A 25,185-nucleotide genomic window follows, 5' to 3' on the forward strand; every position below is an offset into this window, starting at 1 on the left:
ATTTGGCAAGACTATAGCAAAAGGATAGCTGCATTTACGCGTTGCCTTTCACTTTCATATTTAATGTCTGTGCGAAATTCAGCATACGGTCAAGCGGAATGAGTGCTGCTTCACGCAGGTCATCATCCACAAATATCTCATGGGGAGATGTATCTGTGGCAGTCAATGAAGCTTCGATGGCCTGAAGGCCATTCATCGCCATCCAGGGACAGTGAGCACAGCTTCGACAAGTAGCACCATTTCCGCCTGTTGGCGCTTCTATCAATATTTTATCCGGCGCCCCTTGCTGCATCTTGTAGAAGATGCCTCTATCGGTTGCAACGATAAAGGTGTCATTATCCATGGTTTGTGCGGCCTTGATTAGCTGGCTCGTCGAACCAACGGCATCGGCCAGTTCGACGACACTAGCAGGCGATTCCGGGTGCACTAAAATGGCCGCATCTGGATTTTTAATCTTGAGCTCTCGCAGCGCCTTGGCCTTAAATTCGTCATGAACGATACAATCACCTTGCCACATCAGCATTTCGGCACCGGTTTGCTTGGCGATATAGCTACCCAGATGACGGTCCGGTCCCCAGATAATCTTCTTACCCTGACTATCTAAGTGCTCAACGATCTCAAGCGCGATACTCGAGGTCACCACCCAGTCCGCACGAGCCTTAACCGCCGCCGATGTGTTAGCGTATACCACCACGGTATGATCCGGGTGAGCATCACAGAACTTGCTGAAAGTATCGATCGGACAACCAATATCGAGAGAACACGTGGCTTCAAGCGTCGGCATCAAAACCGTTTTCTCGGGGCTTAGAATCTTTGAGGTTTCCCCCATAAATTTAACACCGGCAACGATCAAGGTTTTTGCCGGGTGATCACGCCCAAACCTTGCCATTTCCAGTGAATCAGAAACACAACCGCCCGTCTCTTCGGCTAACGCCTGTATCTCGGGATCGGTATAGTAATGCGCGACCAACACAGCGTCTCTTTCAACCAACAACTGTTTGATACGAGCCTTGTAGTTAGCCTTTTCAAGATCGGTTAACGGCAATGGCTTAGCAGGAAATGGATATTGAACACTTTCGATTTGTGGGGCTGACAGACTCATGTTAAAACCAAGGAGAAATGTATATTAGCGAGATTATACGTAATTGGAGGCAAAAAATTAACTCATTTAAGCGTATTAGAAATAAAAAGAACGCATATCGCGTTCCTTTTATTTGCCATTTCAGTCAACTACTGCATAGCGAGCAGCATCTCATGAGGCTCTTCTAGGTATTGCTTCCACAAGTTACAGAACCGAGCAATCGTGCCACCATCGATAACTCGATGATCACCGGACCAGCTGATCTGCATGATCTTCCTTGCTTCGACTTCGCCATCGGCATTAAAGCGCGGTAACACCTGTAACTTACCTAAGGCGACAATCGCCACCTCAGGCTTGTTGATGATAGGAGTCGCCACAGTTCCACCTAAGGCACCGATGTTAGAGATAGAAACCGTGCCAGACTTAAGATCGTTCGGACTGACTCGACCGCTGCGCGCCGCGGTCGTCAATCTGGTGATCTCTGCGGCTATCTCTAAGATAGACTTGTTCTGTACATCTTTAACGTTTGGTACCAACAAGCCCACTTTCGAGTCGACTGCCATGCCGATGTTATGACTGGAAAGATAGGTAAGCTCGCTGCAATCTTCATTGACCCGACTGTTTATCACCGGAAACTGCTTTAGGGCAAGCGACATAGATTTCATGAAAAAAGGCATCATGGTGAGCTTGAGCTCATCGGTGGAGTACTTTTTCTTCATGCTCTCACGCAATGTTACCAGCTCAGTCAGATCGATCTCTTCACAGTAGGTAAAGTGAGGGATAGTGCTAACCGACTCGGTCATCATCTTAGCCATCACAGCTTTGACACCACGAATAGGCTCGACTCTATCGATAGTCTGCCCGCCATCTGTTGAGCCGGTGTTCATACCCGGCGCAGATAGCGTGCTTGAGCTGACATCATGTTCAGGACTTGCGGTCATTGTATTGGTATGGGCGCTTGTGCCCGAATGGTAGCGTTCGATATCATCCTTAAATACACGACCATTTTTACCAGTTCCGGGAACCTGAGCGATATCGATATCCAATGATCGAGCCAAGCGTCTAACCGCAGGGCTGGCTAATGCCTTACCCTGAGCGACCGGCTCTTTGATATCACCAGATGCGGATATGGATTCTGCGGTGTGTATTTTCTCGCTCTCTTCACGGACTGCAGCGGGCAACTCCAGCTCCACCTCTACGGCAAACAGGGGTTCATGAACCTTGGCCAGCTGACCTTTACGGTAGTGCAGCTTGACAATTTTCCCCGACTTTATCGCGGGGATCTGAACCAGCGCCTTATCTGTCATAACGTCGGCTATGGGTTGATCTTCGACGACTTGCTCACCTTCGCTCACCAACCACTCAACCAACTCACACTCTACAATTCCTTCACCGATATCCGGCAACAGGAACTCTTCAACTTGAACGCCCTTTTGCGGAACAGACGTCACGGCTTCAGATGAAATAATTTCATCACTTTTCGCCACTTCAGCATCCATCTGGTCATCAACAACAGAAGAGGCATCAATAGCTGGTGAACTATTCCCTTTTATATCAACAGAATAAAGTGGCGCATGCACCTTGGCAATCTCACCTTTGGCGTAGTGAAGTTTTTTGATGACACCGGCGTGAGGAGCCGGGATCTGGACTAATGCCTTATCCGTCATCACATCAGCAATAGGCTGATCTTCACTGACAGTATCACCTTCACTCACCAGCCATTCGACCAGCTCACACTCGACAACACCCTCGCCAATATCGGGTAGAATAAACTCTTTAATCATTGCCAAGCTCCTAAAATTTGACCGTTGCTTTAATCGCTTCAAACGTCTTCAGCGCATCTGGCATATATTCTTTCTCATGGATCAATGGATACGGGGTATCCAAACCACAAACACGACTGATTGGCGATTCAAGATAGAGAAAACACTCCTCCTGTATCGTGGCTGCGATCTCTCCGGCAAAGCCACCCGTTAATGGTGCTTCGTGATTGATCAGCAGTCGACCAGTCTTCTTAACAGAGGCTGCTACGGTTTCTATATCCCAAGGTGCCAAGGTTCTCAGATCGATAACTTCACAGGATATCCCCTGCTTTGTCGCCATATCGGCCGCCTCTTCGATGATCTCCATCTGGGCCCCCCACGCGAGCAGAGTGATATCTTTACCTTCGCGGACGACTTCTGCCTTGCCTAGCTCAATTTCATAATCGCCATCGGGCACTTCCCCAATGTTGGCGCGATAGAGACGCTTAGGCTCAAAAAAAACAACCGGGTTTTTATCTCGGATAGAGGCGAGTAATAAGCCTTTAGCCTGATAGGCATTACGCGGAACCACGACTTTTAAACCCGCAGTTTGGGTAAAATAAGCTTCCGGAGACTGAGAATGATAATGGCCGCCGGCTATACCGCCACCGTAAGGTGTACGGTAGGTAATGCCACCCACATTAAATTCATTACCACTGCGATACCTGAATTTAGCCGATTCATTCACAATTTGATCGATGGCCGGAAAAATATAATCGGCAAACTGAATCTCGGCTATCGCCGTCATTCCGTTAGAGGCTAATCCATTTGCGAAACCGGCGATCCCCTGCTCAGTCAATGGGGTATTGAAGCAACGCTCTTTTCCGTATTTTTCCTGCAGACCGGAAGTCGCACGAAATACTCCACCGAAATGTCCGACATCTTCACCAAACAAAATGGCCTTATCGTCAGTCTCCAATACAAGTGAAAGCGCGTCATTGATGGCTTGTAACATATTAATTTTTGCCACGACTTAACCTCTCCCTACACTTTTAGGATATGAATCAGGGTACTTGTTCAGATGCTTCTTAAGGGATTTCAACTGCTGTTGTAACCTAGGCGTTGGCGCATCATAAACGTCCTCAACTATGGTATCGAGCATCGACATCGGACGTTTTTCTGCAAGTTTTAATTCGGCAAGTACCTCTTTACGGTATTTCTCATACAGGTCTGCATCTTGTTTTTCAGTCAGCCAGCCCTTGTTAATCATCCATAATTTGAAACGTTTAACCGGATCATGTGTCTGCCATTTGGCCTCTTCCTCTTTAGAACGATAACCCGATGGATCATCTGAGGACGAATGAGCACCGAGTCGATAGGTCATCGCCTCGATCAGAACAGGTTCTTTATTGTGGATAGCATGAGCACGCGCCTGTTGTGTCGCCGCTAAAACCGCCAGCATGTCATTACCATCTACGCGTATGGTGTGTATGCCGTACCCCGGACCGCGACTGGCAATACCGTTGCCCATAAACTGCTCGCTGGTTGGCGTTGAGATGGCATAACCATTATTGCGGCAGAAAAAGATGGTCGGTGACTTAAGTACTGCCGCCATATTTAATCCCGCATGAAAGTCGCCTTCCGAAGCGGCGCCTTCACCGAAGTAACAAACGGCGACATTACGCTTATCTTGCATCTTCAAGCTGTACCCCACGCCGGATGCCTGAGGTATTTGGGTAGCCAGTGGAGAGGAGATAGTCTGATAGTTAAGCTCGGCAGAGCCATAATGGATCGGCATCTGCCGTCCCTTACCCAGATCTTTCTCATTACTGAACAGCTGATTCATAAACTGCTCAGTAGAAAAACCACGGTAACGTATCGCAGCATGCTCACGGTACTGGGCTAAGATGACATCATCGCTATCTAGCGATGCCACACTGCCTATGATTGAGGCTTCCTCACCGGTACAGGTCATATAAAAACTGATACGACCCTGACGTTGAGCGCCTAACATACGTTCATCCAACACTCGTGTAAAAACACAAGTATCGTGAATTTTTGTTGCCAGTTCTTGACCTATCGTGGGCAGAACAGCATTTTCATACACTGTACCGTCCGCTTGCAATATCTTTAAAATAGGGACTGACACAGAGTCCTTATCGAGAAAACTGACGCGATGGACAGTTTCATTATGGCTTGTTGCGTTGCTCATACTATTCTCTTATCAGCTGAGTGCATTTGTTATTTAGTGTGCTCTCTACATAGAGAACGCCAATTTTTGTAATACGCGGGAGAAACATTACGTTAACGTAAACTACCTATCAACTATTCTCACCCGCTTAATAAAACTAACCTCGGCCTTGCGCGTATCTTTAGCTTTACAATACCCGAACTGACCCTGTTCATTGTATGTCAGTCCAGTCGATAGAGATTAGTTACCTAAATCGATATTCTCTGTCGTTGCAGGCTTTAAGCAAAGCACGGTTCTCTGCCCCACGGGTACTTTGGCATTAGGAAAGACAATCGCCTCAACTTTATGTTCAACCTTGATATTGTTGCCGCCCTCTTTCGCCAGGATGTAACCTTCTGGAAAGGATGTAAAATTTTCGACATCATTGGTGAAGGTGAATTCGAAATCATCAAACTCTTTGTTAATAGCACGGCAGACTTGATAAAGATTGACCTTGTTTACATCGAAAGCGGACAACTCGAGTGGATCATTGCCTATCAGTCTGTTTAACATCTCCTTCAGCGCAATGAAGCGAGTCATGTCATTTTGCCCCATGGGCAAGACTTTCCCCAGTTCGATGGTAAATGCATCGGCCTGATAATTCAGAGATGAGAAATAGCTGAAGGTGGTCGTAGGTTCATGATGAAAAAGGACGGTATCGATACCGCATGCCTCAAGAAACATGATCTGCTCACCACTAAACTTTCTTCCCGGACGATAAGGGTAGATAGCAAATTTTTCATGCTTTGAGCCGCGAATGGCCGTGTGAAGATCATAATGAATACGATGACGCTCTTCTCTCTGACCTGCAAAAAACTTGTCGACATAAAATTCAAGTTTCTTGGCTCGGATCCTTTCCGGGTTAACCAGACCTTCACCGGATGAATGTGCCCCATTAAATAGTCGATTTAAGTTTTCATCGATAAAACGGGTTCCATTGATAATAGCCGCTGGGTTACCAAACAAAAAAAGCACCCTTTGTTTAGCGATAAGTTTCTCTTCAAGCAGCGCTGTAACCAGCTCGTTGCACAATTCTATCGGTGCAGTCTCATTCCCGTGTACGGCACAGGAGAGGACAATATCTTTGGCTTGATTAACTTTAGGTTCAAATACGATAACACCGGTATCCCATACTTCTACTTGAGTATGGTCACCTACCGAAAATGAACAGGTTTCATCGATATGTTGAGGATGAGCAAGGGTGAGATTTAAAAAGTCCTTCGACTCTTTTAGCGCTTGAAACACGAGATACTCCTTAATTGTTCCTGCACAAAGATATGTTCTGGAAAACAGACATCTACACGCAGGATCCTTTTATAGTTTTTATGAAAGCTCGAACAAGGATACTAGCATTTTACGCCCACATCAGCCATTTATCGGCGGCGGAAATCGCCTTTAGCCACAAGGTTAGCTCAAGTATTTCAATTTCTGTTTGCTTTTATCCCCGAAGTGAAACACAATGCAGACATCTAGCCGTCCAGACGTTCGCAACGTTAAGTGCATCAGATTTGGGTCGTGTAAATAATTAAAGAGAGGTAGTGTATGGCCATAGCGACATTTGGTGCAGGTTGTTTTTGGGGTGTTGAGTACTTTTTCAATCAGATCCAGGGAGTGACAAAAACCAGCTGCGGATATATGGGTGGTCATGATTCCGCTAACAGCTACACGGAGGTCAAATCCGGAGAGACGGGACATGCTGAAGTCGTTCAGGTAGAGTTCGATGAAAACCAGGTGTCTTACGAACAGGTGTTAGCCGTATTCTGGCAGAACCATAATCCAACCAGCTTAAATCGCCAGGGTGGAGACATCGGCTCACAATATCGTAGTGCCATATTCTTTCACTCTAAAGCGCAAAAAGCCGTGGCTGAACAATCTAAATTGGACTTAGCCCGTAGTGGAAAATGGGGAGAGAGGCAGATAGTGACGGAGATTGTTCCGGTATTACAATTTAACCGAGCCGAAGAATACCATCAGAACTACCTGGAAAAAAACAACTTACCCAGTTGTCACATCTCTTACTAAAGTGTTATACCAATTGTACTAAATATCTTACCATTCAGCGGGAATTCAAAGCTCTGTAGGCAAGTTGTATGATTGAAGCTAATAGTTATTCTATATCGAAAGCATTCACCGCAGCATAAAGGGCTTTGAAAACCGCACTACGTGAGCGCCTCAGGCCTTCCACTTCTACTTTACATTGACTTAAAAGGGAGTGGCCATTTTTTCATCAATGTGCCTTGAATTGAAAACCCTGAGGGGCTCTGAATTGATTACATATTTAATACAACTGGTATTAAGAGGCACAGGTTCCAGGCAATAGGAATAATACCCACAAGCTGGAACCGAGAACCTGGAAACTGATTAGTACTGTTAATTCTTCAACATACGATCGATAATCGACTGAGCCTCACTTATCACCTGCTCTAAGTGAGCTTGACTGATAAAGCTTTCGCCATAGATCTTAAACAGGGCTTCGGTACCCGAGGGACGCGCCGCAAACCAAGCGTTTTCGGTGACAACCTTGATACCACCTATGTTGGCATTGTTGCCAGGTGCCCGGCTCATGACATCCTGGATAGACTCACCGCCTAAGTCAGTCGTACCTAAGACATTCACATCGACATCATTAGCAATAATGTCGGCAAATTTGGCTTTCTTTTCGGCGCTGACAGGGCTATCGACACGGGTATAGAAGCTTTCCCCGTGCCGGGCGACCAATTCCTTATAACGTTCGGCCGGTGTCTTACCTGTGACAGCCAGAATTTCGGCAGCCAATAGGGCTAAGATAAATCCGTCCTTATCGGTGCACCAGGTAGTGCCATCGCGTCTTAAAAATGCCGCGCCCGCACTCTCCTCTCCACCGAAAGCAAATTGCGCTTTGGCAAGACCATCGACGAACCATTTAAATCCGACGGGAACTTCACTCATCATTCGCTGATGCTGTGCACACACCTTATCTATCATTGAGCTTGAAACTAAGGTCTTACCTATCACCAATTTTTGTGACCACAATGGCCTGTGCGTGAGCAGATAATCGATAGCGACGGCCAGAAAATGGTTTGGGTTCATCAATCCGCTACCCGGACAAACGATACCGTGACGATCATAATCGGGATCATTCCCCACACAGAGATCGAATTTGTCCTGATGTTTCAAGAGTCCGGCCATGGCATAAGGTGAGGAGCAATCCATTCTGATCTTGCCATCTTTATCCAGAGGCATAAACCCGAAACGTGGATCGACACTTTCATTAACCAGTTCGATGTTGAGACCATAACGAGCCGCTATCTTGTCCCAGTAATAGATCCCTGAACCACCTAGTGGGTCGACACCGATACGCACACCGGCTTTGGCTATCGCCTTCATATCGACGACACTGTCGAGATCATCGACATAGGGAGCGATGAGATCGAGCGAATCGACCAAGCTTGAACCGATAGCCTGTTTGTAGCTAATTATGTTGACCCCTTTAAGGTCAGCCTTTAGATAAAGATTTGCCTGCTGCTCTATCCATTGGGTTATCTCACCCTCTGCCGGGCCACCATGTGGAGGGTTGTACTTAATGCCACCATCTTGAGGCGGATTGTGGGATGGGGTAATAATTAAACCATCGACTGATTGTCCACCTTGCTTATTGGCGACCACAATAGCGTGTGACACAACAGGCGTTGGTGTGAAACCATCATCTTGATGAACTATTACCTGGATATTATTAGCAACCAAGACCTCTACAGCGCTGATATAGGCAGCTTGAGAGAGTGCATGAGTGTCGATACCCAGATACAGGGCACCTGTTATTCCCACAGAATTTCGGTAATCTACGACGGCTTGGGTAATGGCTAGAATATGCTGTTCATTGAAGTTACCGTTAAACGCGCAACCACGATGACCTGAAGTGCCAAAGCTGACCCGCTGTTCAGCTATTTTCATATCCGGAGTTATGCAGTAGTAACAACTCATTAGCTTAGGGATATTGACCAAATCCTGTTGAATCGCTACCTGTCCTGCTCGCTTATGAATCGTCAAGGAAATCTCCTGATATTAAGTGGATCGCTTCAAGAATTGCGCACCCACAAAGGTGCACAAGTTGTGATGTTTAAGTCACTAAATGTTATTTGTTATGGCTTCTATTTGCGCTTCGACAGTACCATATTGATGAAGTACCTCAGTCAAAATAGTACGCTTCTTAGCGGTATTATTATTGGTCGTGACCCAAAACCCACTTTGGCCAATCTCTTTAGGGTTTGCAGATTTACTGGCCTTTAGCAATGAAGCCTTAGATGTCGCAAAATATAGCCTGTCTCTGCCTTGAATTTGTAAGACCTGAGAAAATTGTTCCGGCGCCGCACGGTAAACCGCCTCGAGGATAAACAGAAAACGTCCAACAGCGCCCTTTTGGGCTGCAAGTTCCTCTTTATTGATACTTTCGGTGAGATCTTTGGCAATCTCTCTGTTTTCAACGGGCGCGACAACGTTGTCGGTTTGTTCCATACCCGGGTGACTGATTGTCTGCGGGGTATCATGGTTCACCGCTTCGACATTCAGGCCCAGTAAACGACGTAGGATATCTGAAGCACTCTCACCGATACGCTCAGTTTTTCCGGCTATATGGCGATATAACTCTTCATCAACCTCGATATATTTCATGACCTTAATCTTCCTTAAGTGAGATTTTATCTAGCTTTGTTCAATAACAAATAATGACGGGTTTGATCTTTGTTTTTATTCGTTAGATCGATTCCCAAGTGTATGCCATCTATGGCCTTATAATAAAGAGGCATTAGTTCTAAATTGTGATTGTTCTGCTGCTCTTTGCACAAACTCCGTCTATTCGGTCAAAAAGCCACCACTCATTTTACTCCCGAAACAATGAATCTTGTCAAAATGGCCTATTTAGAGGCACAATCCACATCCTGTTCTTAGCGTTACGAGTCAAGCATGCACTTTATATCTACAGGCCAGGGATCGACTGTCATATTGATCCATGGTCTTTTCGGTAATTCAGATAATTTGAAAACACTGGGAAGAACCCTGGAAGTAAACCATAGGGTCATACGAGTCGATGTGCCTAATCATGGATTGAGTGCACATTGGGAATCGATGGACTACCCCACTCTGGCTCAAGCCGTCATCGAGTTAATGGATAGATTATCGATTCCACAGGCGCATCTGGTCGGGCATTCTATGGGGGGCAAGATAGCCATGGCCGCCGCGCTCAATTATCCGGAGCGAATTCAATCTGTGATTGCAGCCGATATCGCGCCGGTAAGCTACCAATCCAGGCACGATGCCGTATTTGCAGCGCTCGACTCGATTGAGCTAAGTCTGGTTCAAAATAGAGCCCAGGCTCTGAGCCAACTATTAAATGCAGGCATTGATGAAGGTACGGCCCAATTCCTACTGAAAAACCTGTCAAGAAGTGACACCGGCTTTCAATGGAAAATGAACCTCACAGGGCTAAAGACGTGTTACGCCAATCTGATAGGCTGGTATAACGATGTCGCCGCTCCATTGCAATACACTGGTGCCAGTTTGTTTATCAGAGGTGGTGAGTCTGATTATGTTACCTCTGAGCACAGACAAGCTATTTTAGCCCAGTTCCCTCATGTAAAAGCAAAAACGATTGAAGGAACAGGTCATTGGTTACATGCACAAAAACCTAACATTTTTAACCGAATCGTCGGTGACTTTATCGAAAAGAATGATAGGAATTAATCGCTCAACTCCGTTTCATACACTCATCATCTATGGTATATTCGCGCCTCTTTTGGCCTGAGGAACCGTGAAATGTTATCTCAGTATATGGAACAAATTGAAGCTTTAGGTTTAAACCTATTTTTTGCATCAATTTTTTTCTTTATCGGCATGGCCATTCATGATGTGCTAAAACAGGGCAAAGTCCCTAAATTTGGCCGCTATATCGTTTGGTTAGTTTTATTTCTCGGCTGCGCCGGGTTTATAGCAAAAGGATTAATACAGATGTCCTGGGAAGGCTCGGGCATAGGTTAAACACTGATTAAATGGCAAAAGAAACATCAGACAGAACCACAATCGATCTGTTCGCAACAGAAACACGCCGTGGCCGTCCCCGTAGTAACCCACTACCAAGAGACCAGCAGCTAAAAGTCAATAAGCGAAACCAGATCCAGCGTGATAGGGCTAACGGGTTAAAGCGAATTGAGTTAAAGGTGTCACAAGATTTGTATGACGCCTTGAATGATAAGGCTTTGGCCAGTAAAATTAGCCGCAGTCAACTAATAGAATTAATATTACAAGAGCAAGTGACTCCTCAATAACTCTTGTAAACGAATCCAAAACACAGTGAATTAGATAAAGGAAAGACAATGGCAACTGTAGGTCTTTTTTTCGGTAGCGATACAGGCAACACTGAAGCCGTCGCCAAGATGATCCAGAAGAAACTGGGTAAGAAGATGGTCGATGTTAAAGACATCGCCAAGAGTACCAAAGAACAAATTCAAGAGTACGATCTATTACTTTTCGGGATCCCAACTTGGTATTACGGTGAAGCTCAATGCGATTGGGATGATTTTTTCCCCGATCTGGAGCAGATCAACTTCGAAGATAAGCTAGTTGCTATCTTTGGTTGTGGTGACCAAGAAGATTACGCAGAATACTTCCTCGATGCCATGGGCATGGTAAACGAAATTGTCGAAGGTCGTGGTGGTATCGTCATCGGCCATTGGCCAATCGAAGGCTATGACTTCGAGGCTTCTAAAGGCTTAACTGCCGATGAGAAGCACTTCGTCGGTTTGGGTATCGATGAAGACAGACAGCCTGAGCTGACCGAAGAGCGCGTCGATGCATGGGTTAAACAGATCCACGAAGAGATGTGTTTAGCAGAGCTGGAAGATTAATTTTCCATCACATGTTATCATCAGATTCGAATTAAAGCGGCTTCCAGCCGCTTTTTTTATGCTTAACTAATTAAACAACGACTTATGAGTACTGAAATAGCTAATCAACACTGGGATATCTTCTGCGAAGTCGTGGATAATTACGGCGACATAGGCGTAACATGGCGTTTAGCAAAGCAGCTCGTCAAAGAATACCAGATTGATATCAATCTCTGGGTCGATGATTTAAAGAGTTTCTCGCATATTTTACCGGGACTAAAACCAGATCAGGCAACACAAACGTTTGACCATGTCACCATACATCAATGGAATGTTCCGTTAGACATTAACTTTGTACCGGGGGCCGTTCTGATTGAAGCCTTCGCCTGTGAGCTGCCTGAGCAAGTTAAATCTCAGTTAATAGCACTGCAACAAAGTCCCGATGACACTCCCCCGCTTTGGCTAAACCTGGAATACCTAAGTGCCGAAAATTGGGTAGAAGGGTGTCATGGTCTACCCTCGATGCAAGCAAGCGGTATAAAGAAGTACTTTTACTTTCCTGGCTTTACCCCAAAAACAGGGGGACTCATTTGCGAAAACGAGTTGCTTGAGCAGCGTACTGCGTGGCAGTCGGACCCCGCTAATAAGCTGGCACTGTTTTCACAGTTAGGCCTGAGCGGCATTGATGTGCAAGATAAAGTGATCAGTGTTTTCAGCTATGAAACGCTGGCATTATCGGCACTGTGTCAACAGTGGCAAGAGTCTAGTCAAAAGATACATGCTTTGATCCCCAAAGGTCGTAGCTTAAATAGTCTGACTCATTTGCTCCCTTGCTCCGTTGAAGCGTTGACCCCGGGGCAACAGATTGTTATCAACAATTTGACCCTTCACATTCTGCCAATGACAGATCAACCGAGCTTCGATCGCCTACTCTGGAGTTGTGACTTTAATATCGTGCGAGGCGAAGATTCATTTTTGAGGGCTCAATGGGCGGCTAAACCCTTTATCTGGCACATTTATCCTCAAGAAGATGACTATCACCTGGTAAAATTAGAAGCTTTTATTAGTCTTTACTGCGATAATCTTGCACCTGAAATTGCCAAGTATTGGACCGAATTGAATCTTGCATTCAACCAAGAACAGCAATCTGCCGTGAATCTTCACTGGCAAAACCTTGATTCTGTTAATTTGCCTTTGTTGCAACACGCACAAAAATGGCCAATTTTCGCATTAAATGATGCAGATCTTGCTACTCGACTGGTTCAATTCGTCAAAAATAGCTAAGATGCTGCACTGAAATAGAAAAGTCCAAAAATAGGAAATAGTATAATGAAAACTGCTCATGAAATCCGTCCTGGTAACGTGATCATGTTAAATGGCAGCCCATGGGTTGTTCAGAAAACTGAAACGACTCGTTCTGGCCGTAACGCCGCCATCGTTAAGATGAAGTTAAAGAACGTACTGCTTGATTCAACGACTGAAACCACCTTTAAAGGTGAAGATAAGATGGAAGATATCATCTTAGAACGTCTTGACTGTACTTATTCATACTTTGCCGATCCTATGTACGTCTTTATGGACGCTGAATACAATCAGTACGACGTAGAATCTGGAAACTTAGGTGATGCTGCGGCTTACATCACTGATGGTATGGAAGAGATTTGCCAGGTAACCTTCTACGAAGGTAAAGCTATCTCAGTTGAACTACCGACGACTATCGTACGCGAAGTGACTTACACTGAGCCTTCTGCACGTGGCGATACTTCAGGTAAAGTAATGAAGCCAGCAACTATCGCTGGTGGCGCAACACTCAGCGTTGCAGACTTCATAAAGACTGGCGAAATGATTGAAATTGATCCTCGCACAGGTGAGTTCAAGAAGCGTGCCTAAGTCATAAAGCTTAATACTTTGAAAACCAGTGCCTGTCACTGGTTTTTTTGTATCTGAACTCAATCGAGGCAGATGCAAACACTAATACCAAGCCAATAAACAGAGAAATATACCAAGCCGGTAAGTTATTAACTTATTATTTAGTGTAATTATCCGCAGTCAATGTCAGATTTATCTTCTAGAAACCCACTTAAGCCCTTCTCAACATCGCCATAATTCGTTATTGTCCCAATACTTAAGTTGTGGCTGATTATAGCCCTACATCGACATAGCATTTTAGAGGTTGTGGATGCGTCCAATTATAAAATCAAATAAGCTAGATACCGTCTGTTATGACATTCGAGGGCCTGTGCATAAAGAGGCGCGCCATCTCGAAGACGAAGGCCATAGAATTTTAAAGCTTAATATCGGTAATCCGGCTCCCTTTGGTTTTGAAGCACCGGAGGAGATTGTCCGTGATGTCATCTTAAATCTTCCCAGCGCGCAGGGGTATTGTGAGTCGAAAGGACTTTTCTCTGCCCGTAAGGCCATAGTGCAGCACTATCAATCGCAGGGGATCTTTGGTGTCGATATTGAAGATGTCTATATTGGTAATGGCGTATCCGAGCTTATTGTGATGGCGATGCAGGGACTGTTAAATACCGATGACGAGGTGCTCATCCCCTCACCCGATTACCCCTTATGGACAGCTGCCGTTCACCTGTCAGGCGGCAAGGCACAACATTACCGCTGTGATGAGGAATCTGATTGGTTTCCCGATCTGGACGATATCAAGAGTAAGATCACGCCTCGCACCCGGGCTTTAGTACTCATCAACCCCAATAACCCAACGGGCGCGGTTTACTCCAGAGACCTACTGCTTGAAGCCGTCGAGATCTGTCGTCAGCATGATCTGATCCTGTTCGCAGATGAGATTTACGACAAGATACTTTACGATGAAGCTCAGCATATTCCTGCTGCCAGCCTCTCAGATGACATCTTAACCGTGACATTCAATGGCCTGTCCAAATCATACCGTGCCGCTGGCTTTCGTGTCGGCTGGATGATGCTATCGGGTAACTTAAAAGATGCTAAGAGTTATATCGAAGGCTTAGATATGCTGGCTTCGATGCGACTGTGTTCGAACGTGCCGAATCAACACGCCATTCAGACCGCATTGGGAGGTTATCAGAGTATCAATGAGCTGCTTATCGATGACGGCCGTTTGAAAGTACAGCGCGATACCTGCGTTGAATTACTCAACCAAATCCCGGGCATAAGTGTCAAATGTCCCAAAGGGGCCATGTACGCTTTCCCTAAGCTCGATGCTAAGAAATTTAACATCCGTGATGACGAACGTTTGGTTCTCGATCTTCTGAAACAGAAAAAAATTCTTCTGGTACAAGGCACCGCCTTCAACTGGCCAGAACCTGACCATCTCAGAGTCGTGTTTTTACCTCATAAAGAGGAACTTGAAAAAGCATTAATCGAGTTCGGTGAGTTTATGGATGGCTACAGGCAATAATGCCTTAACCTAGACATTATGTTTCGCCGATTTAAAGCGATCATTCGATCGCTTTAAATCGCTCGTTGCTTGTAATGAACCGAGGGCAATTCGCGTAACCGCTTCGCGGCCTGCTCCGGGGTAATATCCCTTTGAACCTCTGCCATCAACTCATAGCCCACCATGAATTTTCTGATAGAAGCCGAGCGTAGTAATGGCGGGAAAAAATGGGCATGCAGGGTCCACTCAGGATGTGAGTCATCATCGAACGGTGCTCCATGCCACCCCATTGAATAGGGAAATGAGGTTTGAAACAGATTGTCGTACCTGATGGTAATGTCTTGAATTATATCGGCGAGTGATTGGCGATTGACTTCGGTTAATTCGGTGAGTCTTTGAATCGGAAATCGGGGTAATAACAAAGTTTCAAATGGCCAGGCAGCCCAGTAAGGCACAACTACCACCCAATCTTTGTTACTGGCGACAACCCTCTCTTCGTTTAACAGCTCCCGACTCATATAATCATTTAGCAGAGCGCGACTAAATTTCTTATAATATTCACTGAAATTTTCCAGCTTCTTAGCAGCCATAGTGGGCAATTGAGACTGTGCCCAGACCTGACCATGTGGATGGGGGTTAGAGCAGCCCATCACAGCCCCTTTATTCTCAAAGATCTGTACCCACGGGTATACTCGTCCCAGCTCGGCGCTCTGCTCTTGCCAGCTTGAGATCACCTGAACAATCTCACCTATCTCCAATTCAGGTATCGTTTTGCTGTGATCGGGGGAGAAACAGATCACCCTACTCTCTCCCTGCTCCGTTTGCATGGAAAAGAGAGGATCATCTGATCTCTTTTCCGGTCCACTCGGTTTCAGCGCCGCAAAATCATTTTGAAAAACAAACGTCCCCAGATAGTGAGGGTTAACCTCACCACTTATCCGCTCGTTTCCTGCACACAAAAAACAATTTTCGTCATAACTCGGTTTAGCCGTTTCATCGAGAGCTTCTACCTGGCCCTGCCATGGTCGTTTGGCGCGGTGAGGTGAAAGTAAGATCCACTCTGATGTTAACGGATTATATCGGCGATGAGGATGCTCAGTTGGATCGAATTGCTCTGAAATTGTCACAGCAGCTAGCCTTATTTCTACAAATAGCTTATGTGTCTACTCTAGCTGTATAGAGATCATCACGTCATTCCTGAAAAGATACTTTTACCTCTCGTTTAATATCATTCCTTAAGAATTGTGGATAATTGCTTACCCACAATCCCAAAGCAGACCAATGAATGCATACCGCTAATTACGGTATAGCATGGAACATCTGTTCATCATCCATCGAATGTGTCGACCCTGTTCCCGTTGACAAAGCTGCTGCATCTTCAGACTGAGTATCGATGATTAAAGGCCCCTCACCATTCTCTCCCAACAGACCATTGATTATCTGCCCATCGGTATTACCAAACGCAGCTTTCAGATCGACCCCATCCAGAACGATATGCTGCTCGAATGTGCCATCACCGTCACCATCTATATCTATGGTAGTAGAGTGACTGGCACTGTCGACGCTGAAGTTAAGGTACTCGTCGAGATTGCCGTTATTTTCTCCCTGAAGTAGATCGCTCAAGTCCAGCTTATCTTCATTAAGATCAAAGTCGGTAATATGATCTGTTCCCTCTTCTCCCTTGGCCCAGATGAATGTATCTGCGCCGCTGCCGCCGCTTAATATGTCATCACCCAGTCCGCCGATCATCATGTCGTTACCATCACCACCGAGCAGAATATCACTGTCTGAGCCGCCAACGAGAACATCATCACCGGCGCCGCCATCTAATACATCACCGAATACCAGTTTAGATTGAGCCCCGCCCTCATAGGCAAGATAGACCCCGCTCTTTTCCGAGCCATCGCTCAGGGCAACGGTGAAGGTGACCGCTTGCTGTGCAAATGCATTACTGGCGTTACTGTTGAGCATACTGGTATCGAGGGTAAACCAGAATTCATCACCTGATGTAAAATCACCCTCGGCAAATTTAGCCGTGATAATAGAGCCGTCCTCGGACAGGGTGAAAATACTGAACGATGGGTTCAGGCCGATTGAATCACCGAGTGCATAATTTTCGATGAAGGCATCATTATCATGGCCGCCTTTGAGATTAACACTGACACTGGTAACCGACAGTGCATCGCTGTTACTGGCAAATTTGAAACCAAACGGATTGGTTATGATAGGCCTCCAGTTCTCACCCGGTGTCACGATGGCGGTGATCAACGCGTCATTCGGCATTACCTCCCCGTTACCGGAGTTGATAATAATATCGTTTTCTGCCGTTCCGATTAACTGCTGCGCATAGTCCAGATCAACATGAGTTGTATCTTCACCTTTATCACTGCTGCCCTTTAGGGTGTAATTGAAACTCGAATCCTCTGTCGTTGAAGACAGAGTCACAACGCCGCCATTGAGCGTCACATTATCGCCGGAGACCTGAGTGACACCGGCATTACCCGCAGTCTTATCGCCGTGGAGCAGGTATTCGACCGGAATATCTATGGTAGTACCTTCGGCCAAATTGGTAATGATATTGTTCGAGTTAGCATCAAGGTTTGCATGGTAATCGATACCAAGATCTAAAGTGACTGAGGCAGTATCTCCATCACCGTCAGTCACTACGGCGACCAAAGATTCTTGCTCATTGAGCACATCACGATCCACATCGATAGAGTAACTGTACTCACCGGTATCGAAATTAACGGTGAACTTGCCACCAAGTGCCGTCATAAACACCTGAACCGGATTTACACCATCATAGTTATGGGTCACACCATCGACAGCTATGCTCTCTATGTGTCCACCATCGGCGCCGAATACGACACCAGTGGTATAACTCCCCTTTATGGTATCACCATCGAAATAGTTGAGTATGGTGCTGGCTAGATCTTCCGGGTCATCGAGTTTAACCGCATAGACTTCATCACCGTCGACCTCAGGATAAGCAACGGGTAGCAGATCACTCAAGCCCGCACTGCCGATACCGATGCCGAACGCTGTCTTATAGCCACTGTTTACAAGATAACTCTCCCAGATAGACTGCAATGCGGGATCAACTTCCTGCCCCGGTGACGGGGAGCCATCGGAGATAAAGTAGAGCAGGCTTTGATCGGCTCCATCAGGCAGCGACCCGCTATTCATTACCGCATTGAGTGCCGCATCATAGTGAGTCGGTCCATAGGTGACCAATGATTCCAGGTAGCTGATGGCGCCGGCCACATCGTCAATCAACCAGCCGGACGAACCGGTATTGCTGTGGAAATTGACAATCTGAATATTAACATTGCCTGTGCTATCTACCTCGTTAATCAAGGCGGTTAGCGCATCGATAGCCACTTCAAGGTAGGTTTGTCCATTACCGACCGGGTCGCCCATACTGCCGGATACATCCAATACCAGAGTCAGGTTTGTGGTGACAACATCTGCATTAGCCTGTAGGTTCTGGCTGATATCATGTACAACAGGTGCATCATCACTTATCTTGACGGTCAGGCTGGCACTACTGTTGCTGCCAAGACTGTTAGTTAAGGTGTAATCGAAAGACTCACTGGCAATGTCACCGTCGGTGCTATTGGCCGTCAGCTTATATTCGTAGTCTCCGGCTCTGTGATCGGTTGAATCTTCACTATAAACAGCCAGCTCACCCAAGGCCGTAGTCACAGTGATGACACCGTTTACGGCGGCGACGCCTTCCACTTCAGTGATATGAGTTGAGCTACTTACACCTGAATCATTATCGAGCAGGTTACCGGTAGTGATATTACTGCCGTCACCGGCTGTCGTACCAGACGCCAGGCCGGATTCGGCCACGCTGGCAGAATCGTTTATCGCTTCTGGGTTTGAGTCTTGATTGATGAGCAGTGTCGCCGAATCGCTGTCGCCATCGGCATCGGTAAGAATATATTCAAACTCATCACTAGTCAGCGGATGCACTACCACCGTTTGCAACGAAGTCAGTGACAAGGAACTACTGGAATCTGCCGTTATCACAACATATTGATAAGCTTGACCTGAATCAAGGTTCAGTGAATCACTGCCAGAAAAGCTTCCTCTATCCACCAGTTGACCATCATTGTCATAGATAGACCACTGTCCATTGACACTACTGGCGTTTTCTTCCCCGCCATTTAACCCTAATGATACCTCGTTGAAATTTGCCTCGAGATCGATAACTACCGACTCACCATACTCTATCCATTCGTTGTTACCTGCTCCTACCTGAGTGTCATTACCTCCTATGCCTATGCCATTTTCGGTAAGCATAGACCTGTTAAGAGTATTACCATTGACAAAATCGGTGGATGAGTTAAACCCGTACAGCTGAACACCATTCCCAACAACAAGAGCGCCGGCGTCGAGGTTAACGAATTCGTTTAGCGTCGATTGGTAGCTGTAATTGCCATCCTGATTAACCGTTAAGATACCATCATCGGTCGTGATAGTGAGGTTACCTTCGGCATCGAAATCACTGTATCTGATTCCCCCATAGGATACTGAAGAGATGTTTGCCGAATCGGCGCCCAGGCTGTCGACACCCGCGCCATCGGTGCCCGCTGCGGTGATAACGTTTCCATGAGCCGTACCACCGAAGCCGATACTGTCGGTATCATCGTTTGCGACGGGCGCCGTATCGGCAACGTTGACAGTGACCTTGGTCCAGGTTGATTTTTCTACGCCATTAGATGACTGATAGTAGAAGCTGTCGGTCAGGTTATCACTGCCATTGTGAACCAGGCTCGCAGGAGCCTGATAACTGTAACTGCCATCGGGATTAATGGTGACGGTGCCACCGAGCGCCGTAGTAAAGCTCGCGCCCAGTTCTGTGGTCGCTATCGCACCACTACCCCAGCTGTTTGTTGCTAACGAGATCACTGACAAGCTACCTGAGTCGTAGCCGTCGTCATTGTCTAACAGGCTCGCCTCATTGAAGTTGGTAGACTCGCCTTCGGTGAGCTCTAAACTATCCTCTTGTGTTTCAGGTGGCGTGCTGGTCTTAGGCTTTACGGCAAACTCCCCTTCGACACTATCACCATCGCCGTCGGTGATGAGAACATTGAAGTCAATATCGCCATCGGTAGTGGGTTTGATATCCTGATACTGATGGAAATCCCACTGCCCGGTACCCGGTGTGAACTCAAGCTTAAAGATCACGACTCCGGATGCGGTTTGTCCCAACAGGGTGTTACCCGATTGAGTGATTGTTATGGCTTCGCCGCTGCTTGTCACAAGACCCGTTTCATCACTCCCGGTCAGTTCGATAGAGCCAGCTCCATCGGCCCCCCACTCTGGAGTGACAGTTCCCGATGCATAGGCAATTGGATCGCCTGTTTCAACTCCGACAAATTCAATCGATTTTATCGTCAGATCACTGTTATCACCGTGCTCAGCCGGACGACCGTTATCCGTCGCCCTGATAACAACACTGTCAAATCCACCCTCGAGTACTTCGAAGTTTGCCGCATAGTCGCCGTGGTTTGCATCGGAAGTAAAGTTTTGACTCGTAACCAGCTCACCATCGCGGTAAAACTCGGCTACGCCGACCTCTAGCTCACCGCCAAACATCTTGCTGAACTCTATGTTCATACCGAATGCGACGGTCCCCGGATCGAGAGTAATAATAACCTCTTCCGAAGCTGAGCTACCATCGTCAAACTTACGAAACTCAACTTCGTTGTTTAAAGGAAGGTAAGGTGAGCCAGCACTGGCAACCCCTATCCCCTGACTGCTACCGTTCAGCTCACTTTTGACCAGAGTTGAATCTGTGGCCGAGCTAAATCCACGGCCGGTAATAGTAAAGCCGTCGAAATCCAGCGAGTCATGAACGCCCGAAGAGTGAGTTAATTCAGTCTCTCCAATTAATGCGTCCGGAATATCGTTAAAGGTGACCTCAACGGCCGGTACGGCGCTAAACTCGGGGGCATCATCTTCGACGGTAACAGAGAAACTACCGCTCGCCGTCCCGCCATTTCCATCGGAGACATTAACGCCGAGAACCAATGAAAGTGTATCTTCAGCGTTGCCATCGCTATGATCCACGGCACCATTCAAGGTCAACTTATAACCCCAACCCCCGGATGAGTTTCCAGCTGGAGCTGTCAGGCTGATCGCCATTATCTCTTGATAACTATTCTCGCCGGGTGTACCAACATAACCGGATAGACTCTCAGTGTCCTCATCCCATGCCCACTGCACTGCTTGTCCACCTGATGTTACCCCTTGCGGGCCAGAAAGAGTGACCGACAAGGTATCGCCATCGATATCCTGCAGGCTAAATGCCCCACTCGCAGTCACTGAATCTGTGGTATCTAAGCTGCCCTGGTTATCGGCGAGACCCGTTGATAGCCCCTCTTCTGAGACCACGGCATCGGTGATACCGCTTATTGTTGGCTTATCATTCCCCGGAGAGACCATGATCTTTAGGGTCGAGGTATCATCGCTCGAACCATCGGTCAGGCTATAGGTGATCACAGGGACCGAACCGTTATAGTTGGTAGCTGGGGTGAAGGTGTAATCACCATGGCTATCGAGGCTGAATGTCCCGACATTAGCGATATTAATGTCACTGCCATCGGCCTGATACACAGTACTATTCCCCTCTAAGGTAAAGCTGGTTACCGTGATCTCGCCGTCGACACTGGTACCGTCGATCACATTGTCACCTACTTGCGGGCTGTCTTCAGCGATGGTGAGTATTTCATTATTATCGGTAAAACCATCATTATCAGGCGTGACTGTTATGCTGAGGGTCGAGGTGTCCCCGCTTGAGCCATCGGTCAGGCTGTAGGTGATCACCGGTACCGCGCCTTTATAGTTGGCGGCGGGCGTAAAGGTGTAGTCACCATGACTGTCGAGGCTAAACGTACCGACATTAGCGATATTAATGTCACTGCCATCGGCCTGATACACAGTGCTATCGTCACCTACGGTAAAACTGGATACGGTGATATTACCATCGACACTGGTGGCGTCGATCACATTGTCACCTACTTGCGGGCTGTCTTCGGCGATGGTGAGTATTTCATTATTATCGGTAAAACCATCATTATCAGGCGTGACTGTTATGCTGAGGGTCGAGGTGTCCCCGCTTGAGCCATCGGTCAGGTTATAGGTGATAACCGGCACCGAGCCATTGTAGTTAGCAGCCGGGGTGAAGGTGTAGTTACCCTGGCTATCCAGACTAAATGTGCCAACATTACTGATACTGATATCACGTCCATCGGCCTGATAGGTCGTGCTATCGCCGGCAATGGTAAAGCTGGATACGGTGATATTGCCATCGACACTGTTGGCGTCGATCACATTGCCATCTACTTGCGGGCTGTCTTCGGCGATGGTGCGGATCTCATCGTTATCGGTAAAACCATCATTATCAGGCGTGACAGTTATGCTCAAAGTCGAGGTATCACCGCTCGAACCGTCTGTCAGGCTATAGGTGATCACAGGGACCGAGCCATTATAATTGGCGGCAGGCGTAAAGGTGTAGTCACCATGACTGTCCAGGCCGAATGTACCGACATTATTGATAGTAATATCGCTGCCATCGGCCTGATAAATCGTGCTGTTGCTACCTATGGTAAAGCTAGTCACCATGATATTGCCGTCGACACTGGTGCCATCGATCACATTGCCACCTATCTCAGGACTGTCTTCTGCTATGGTGCGCACTTCATTATTATCGATAAAGTCATCATTGACCGGCGTGACAGTTATGCTTAAGGTTGAGGTGTCTCCACTCGAACCATCGGTCAAGCTATAGGTGATCACCGGTACCGAGCCATTGTAGTTAGCGGCCGGAGTGAAAGTGTAATCGCCATTGCTGTTCAGGCTGAATGTACCGACATTATTGATTGTAATATTGCTGCCATCGGCCTGATAAATCGAATTATCGCCGGCGATGTTAAAGGTGGTCACAGTAATATCGCCGTCGACACTGACGCCATCGATCACATTGCCGCCCACTTGTGGGCTGTCTTCGGCTATAGTGCGAACTTCATCATTATCGGTAAAATCATCATTAACTGGAGTAACGATGATATTCAGGTTAGCGCTAGAGCCCGTATTCACCGTATAGGTAATAACCGGTACCGTACCATTCCAGTTATCATTAGGTGTGAAACTGTAGCTGCCATCGGAATTAATGACTAAGCTGCCATCCTCCAAAATCGCCGTTGTGCCGGCGTTGTATGTGTTGCCTTCGGCTTCGAAGCCCACCACATTCAATTCATTGTCGATATCGGCGTCATTATCGAGCACATTGCCGGTTGCAACGGTATCTTCGGCGATGGTGTTGTTGTCGTCAGCCAGAATGCTGGCATCATCAACCGGGGTCACAATTATGTTCAAGGTTGCGCTGGAACCCGTGTTCACCGTATAGGTTACAGTCGGTACCGTGCCATTCCAGTTTTCATTTGGTGTGAAGGTGTAGCTGCCATCGGTGTTAAGTACTAAACTGCCATCATCCAATATAACCGTAGTGCCGGCATTGTATGTGCTGCCTTCGACTTCGAAGCTCACGACACTCAGATCATTGTCAATATCGGCGTCGTTATCTAACACATTCCCGGTCGCGACCGTGTCTTCGGCTATGGTGTTGCTGTCGTCAGCCAGGATGCTGGCATCATCTACCGGAGTCACGGCTATGGTCAAGGTGGCGCTTGACCCCGTGTTCACGGTATAGGTGATAACCGGAACCGTACCATTCCAGTTTTCATTCGGAGTAAAGGTATAGCTGCCATCGGTGTTGAGCACCAGACTGCCATCATCCAATATAACCGTAGTTCCCGCGCTGTATGTGCTGCCTTCGACTTCGAAGCTCATTACACTCAGATCATTATCAATATCGGCGTCGTTATCTAACACATTCCCGGTCGCAACAGTATCTTCGGCTATGGTGTTACTGTCGTCAGCCAGAATGCTGGCATCGTCAACCGGGGTCACGACTATGGTCAAGGTGGCGCTTGAGCCGGTGTTCACCGTATAGGTGATTACCGGAACCGTACCATTCCAGTTTTCATTGGGAGTAAAGGTGTAGTTGCCATCGGTGTTGAGCACTAAGGTGCCATCATCCAATATAACCCTAGTACCGGCGCTGTATGTGCTGCCGTCTACCTCAAAACCAACAACACTGAGATCACTGTCAACGTCGGTATCATTGTCTAATACATTACCGGTCGCAACACTGTCTTCTGTAATAGTATTACTGTCATTTTCCAGAGCCGAGGGCTCATCAACGTCACTGCTATCAATACTATTTGTCGTATCAAGGCTGATTTGAGTGCTACCAATTGTGGAATAACCTGCCGCAGCGATGGTTTCATCCCCGGTTCGTCCCACAGAGATGAAGTGACTTTCTCCCTCATTACCGGCTCCTGCCCCTGCAGCGGTCTCAGGTAGCAGAGCGGTCGGGTCTTCTTCGGCAGCGATCAAATCTTGCAGTTGGGCGATCTCAGCAGCAACAGACAGAGCGTCACTGATTTCATTATTATCGACAATCTGATCGATTTGACCTTGATATAATTCGGTGCCATCTTCATACGCAATGTTAAGTTCAGCACTATCTTCTATAAAGAGAATTGATCCAGCCTGGATGTGTTTACCTTGGGTGACATTTTCCACCACATTGTTAACTTCAACCTTGATATCGCCACTAGCAAGTAAAACTTCCCCTGACTGCGTAATTACCACTTTTTTCAATTCAATTCTCCAGAAAGACAAAACACCAAGGCTGAAACATCAACAACAAACCAGCAACACAGCTCGCGCCACCAGCAAAAAAACGGGGCGGCATGTTACATTTTCAGCTGAATTAAGTCAATTATTGAACAGTTGAAATCACTCCTTGATCACCACATTACCGACAT

The 25,185-nt window shown here is 46.9% G+C and carries 17 protein-coding genes; 8 read left to right on the forward strand and 9 right to left on the reverse strand.

Annotated features, from left to right (window positions below; genetic code table 11):
* Nucleotides 1-34: 34 nt before the first annotated feature.
* The 5 genes from nadA to astE all read right to left on the reverse strand — a co-directional run bounded on the left by nadA (nucleotide 35) and on the right by astE (nucleotide 6,298).
* On the reverse strand, nucleotides 35-1,102 hold the full coding sequence (gene nadA, locus SSED_RS12195; RefSeq protein WP_012142670.1) for a quinolinate synthase NadA: 1,068 nt from the start codon (nucleotides 1,100-1,102) through the stop codon (nucleotides 35-37).
* 128 nt (nucleotides 1,103-1,230) lie between these two features.
* Complete coding sequence (locus SSED_RS12200; protein WP_012142671.1) at nucleotides 1,231-2,865, reverse strand: dihydrolipoyllysine-residue acetyltransferase; 1,635 nt, start codon at nucleotides 2,863-2,865, stop codon at nucleotides 1,231-1,233.
* A 10-nt stretch (nucleotides 2,866-2,875) separates the two neighbouring features.
* Complete coding sequence (locus SSED_RS12205; RefSeq protein ID WP_012142672.1) at nucleotides 2,876-3,853, reverse strand: alpha-ketoacid dehydrogenase subunit beta; 978 nt, start codon at nucleotides 3,851-3,853, stop codon at nucleotides 2,876-2,878.
* A gap of 3 nt (nucleotides 3,854-3,856) precedes the next feature.
* A complete protein-coding gene (locus tag SSED_RS12210) occupies nucleotides 3,857-5,035 on the reverse strand; it encodes a thiamine pyrophosphate-dependent dehydrogenase E1 component subunit alpha (protein ID WP_012142673.1) in 1,179 nt (392 codons plus the stop codon).
* Nucleotides 5,036-5,254: 219 nt separating this feature from the next.
* Nucleotides 5,255-6,298: a succinylglutamate desuccinylase gene (astE, locus tag SSED_RS12215; protein WP_012142674.1), complete on the reverse strand. Its 1,044-nt coding sequence runs from the start codon at nucleotides 6,296-6,298 to the stop codon at nucleotides 5,255-5,257.
* Between the two features lie 297 nt (nucleotides 6,299-6,595).
* Between astE and msrA the strand changes: the two genes are divergently transcribed.
* A complete protein-coding gene (gene msrA / locus SSED_RS12220) occupies nucleotides 6,596-7,075 on the forward strand; it encodes a peptide-methionine (S)-S-oxide reductase MsrA (RefSeq protein WP_012142675.1) in 480 nt (159 codons plus the stop codon).
* 348 nt (nucleotides 7,076-7,423) lie between these two features.
* Here msrA and pgm read toward each other — a convergent pair whose 3' ends face one another.
* A complete protein-coding gene (gene pgm / locus SSED_RS12225) occupies nucleotides 7,424-9,079 on the reverse strand; it encodes a phosphoglucomutase (alpha-D-glucose-1,6-bisphosphate-dependent) (RefSeq protein WP_012142676.1) in 1,656 nt (551 codons plus the stop codon).
* A gap of 78 nt (nucleotides 9,080-9,157) precedes the next feature.
* The gene (gene seqA, locus SSED_RS12230; protein WP_012142677.1) at nucleotides 9,158-9,700 is read right to left on the reverse strand and encodes a replication initiation negative regulator SeqA; all 543 of its coding nucleotides are present in this window, start codon (nucleotides 9,698-9,700) and stop codon (nucleotides 9,158-9,160) included.
* 291 nt (nucleotides 9,701-9,991) lie between these two features.
* Here seqA and SSED_RS12235 point away from each other — a divergent pair, with 291 nt between their 5' ends.
* From SSED_RS12235 to SSED_RS12265, 7 genes are all read left to right on the forward strand, one after another.
* Nucleotides 9,992-10,768 carry an alpha/beta fold hydrolase gene (locus tag SSED_RS12235; RefSeq protein WP_012142678.1) on the forward strand — a complete coding sequence of 259 codons (777 nt, stop codon included), beginning with the start codon at nucleotides 9,992-9,994 and terminating at the stop codon, nucleotides 10,766-10,768.
* A 72-nt stretch (nucleotides 10,769-10,840) separates the two neighbouring features.
* Complete coding sequence (locus SSED_RS12240; protein WP_012142679.1) at nucleotides 10,841-11,062, forward strand: DUF2788 domain-containing protein; 222 nt, start codon at nucleotides 10,841-10,843, stop codon at nucleotides 11,060-11,062.
* Between the two features lie 11 nt (nucleotides 11,063-11,073).
* A complete protein-coding gene (gene ybfE, locus SSED_RS12245; RefSeq protein WP_012142680.1) occupies nucleotides 11,074-11,349 on the forward strand; it encodes a LexA regulated protein in 276 nt (91 codons plus the stop codon).
* A gap of 48 nt (nucleotides 11,350-11,397) precedes the next feature.
* Nucleotides 11,398-11,928 carry a flavodoxin FldA gene (gene fldA / locus SSED_RS12250; RefSeq protein WP_012142681.1) on the forward strand — a complete coding sequence of 177 codons (531 nt, stop codon included), beginning with the start codon at nucleotides 11,398-11,400 and terminating at the stop codon, nucleotides 11,926-11,928.
* Between the two features lie 84 nt (nucleotides 11,929-12,012).
* Entirely contained in the window at nucleotides 12,013-13,191 is a 1,179-nt protein-coding gene (earP, locus tag SSED_RS12255; RefSeq protein WP_012142682.1) for an elongation factor P maturation arginine rhamnosyltransferase EarP, read from the forward strand.
* A gap of 45 nt (nucleotides 13,192-13,236) precedes the next feature.
* Nucleotides 13,237-13,797: an elongation factor P gene (efp, locus tag SSED_RS12260; protein WP_012142683.1), complete on the forward strand. Its 561-nt coding sequence runs from the start codon at nucleotides 13,237-13,239 to the stop codon at nucleotides 13,795-13,797.
* Between the two features lie 289 nt (nucleotides 13,798-14,086).
* Nucleotides 14,087-15,301 (forward strand): pyridoxal phosphate-dependent aminotransferase, encoded by a 1,215-nt coding sequence (locus SSED_RS12265; RefSeq protein ID WP_012142684.1) that lies wholly within the window; start codon nucleotides 14,087-14,089, stop codon nucleotides 15,299-15,301.
* A 53-nt stretch (nucleotides 15,302-15,354) separates the two neighbouring features.
* Here SSED_RS12265 and SSED_RS12270 read toward each other — a convergent pair whose 3' ends face one another.
* Both SSED_RS12270 and SSED_RS12275 read right to left on the reverse strand, forming a co-directional pair.
* Nucleotides 15,355-16,401 carry a UDP-glucose--hexose-1-phosphate uridylyltransferase gene (locus tag SSED_RS12270; RefSeq protein WP_041422140.1) on the reverse strand — a complete coding sequence of 349 codons (1,047 nt, stop codon included), beginning with the start codon at nucleotides 16,399-16,401 and terminating at the stop codon, nucleotides 15,355-15,357.
* Between the two features lie 178 nt (nucleotides 16,402-16,579).
* Nucleotides 16,580-25,009, reverse strand: a complete 8,430-nt coding sequence (locus tag SSED_RS12275; RefSeq protein ID WP_223295998.1) for a retention module-containing protein — start codon at nucleotides 25,007-25,009, stop codon at nucleotides 16,580-16,582.
* Between the last annotated feature and the right edge of the window lie 176 nt (nucleotides 25,010-25,185).

The sequence above is a fragment of the Shewanella sediminis HAW-EB3 genome, from assembly GCF_000018025.1.
GTDB lineage: Bacteria > Pseudomonadota > Gammaproteobacteria > Enterobacterales > Shewanellaceae > Shewanella > Shewanella sediminis.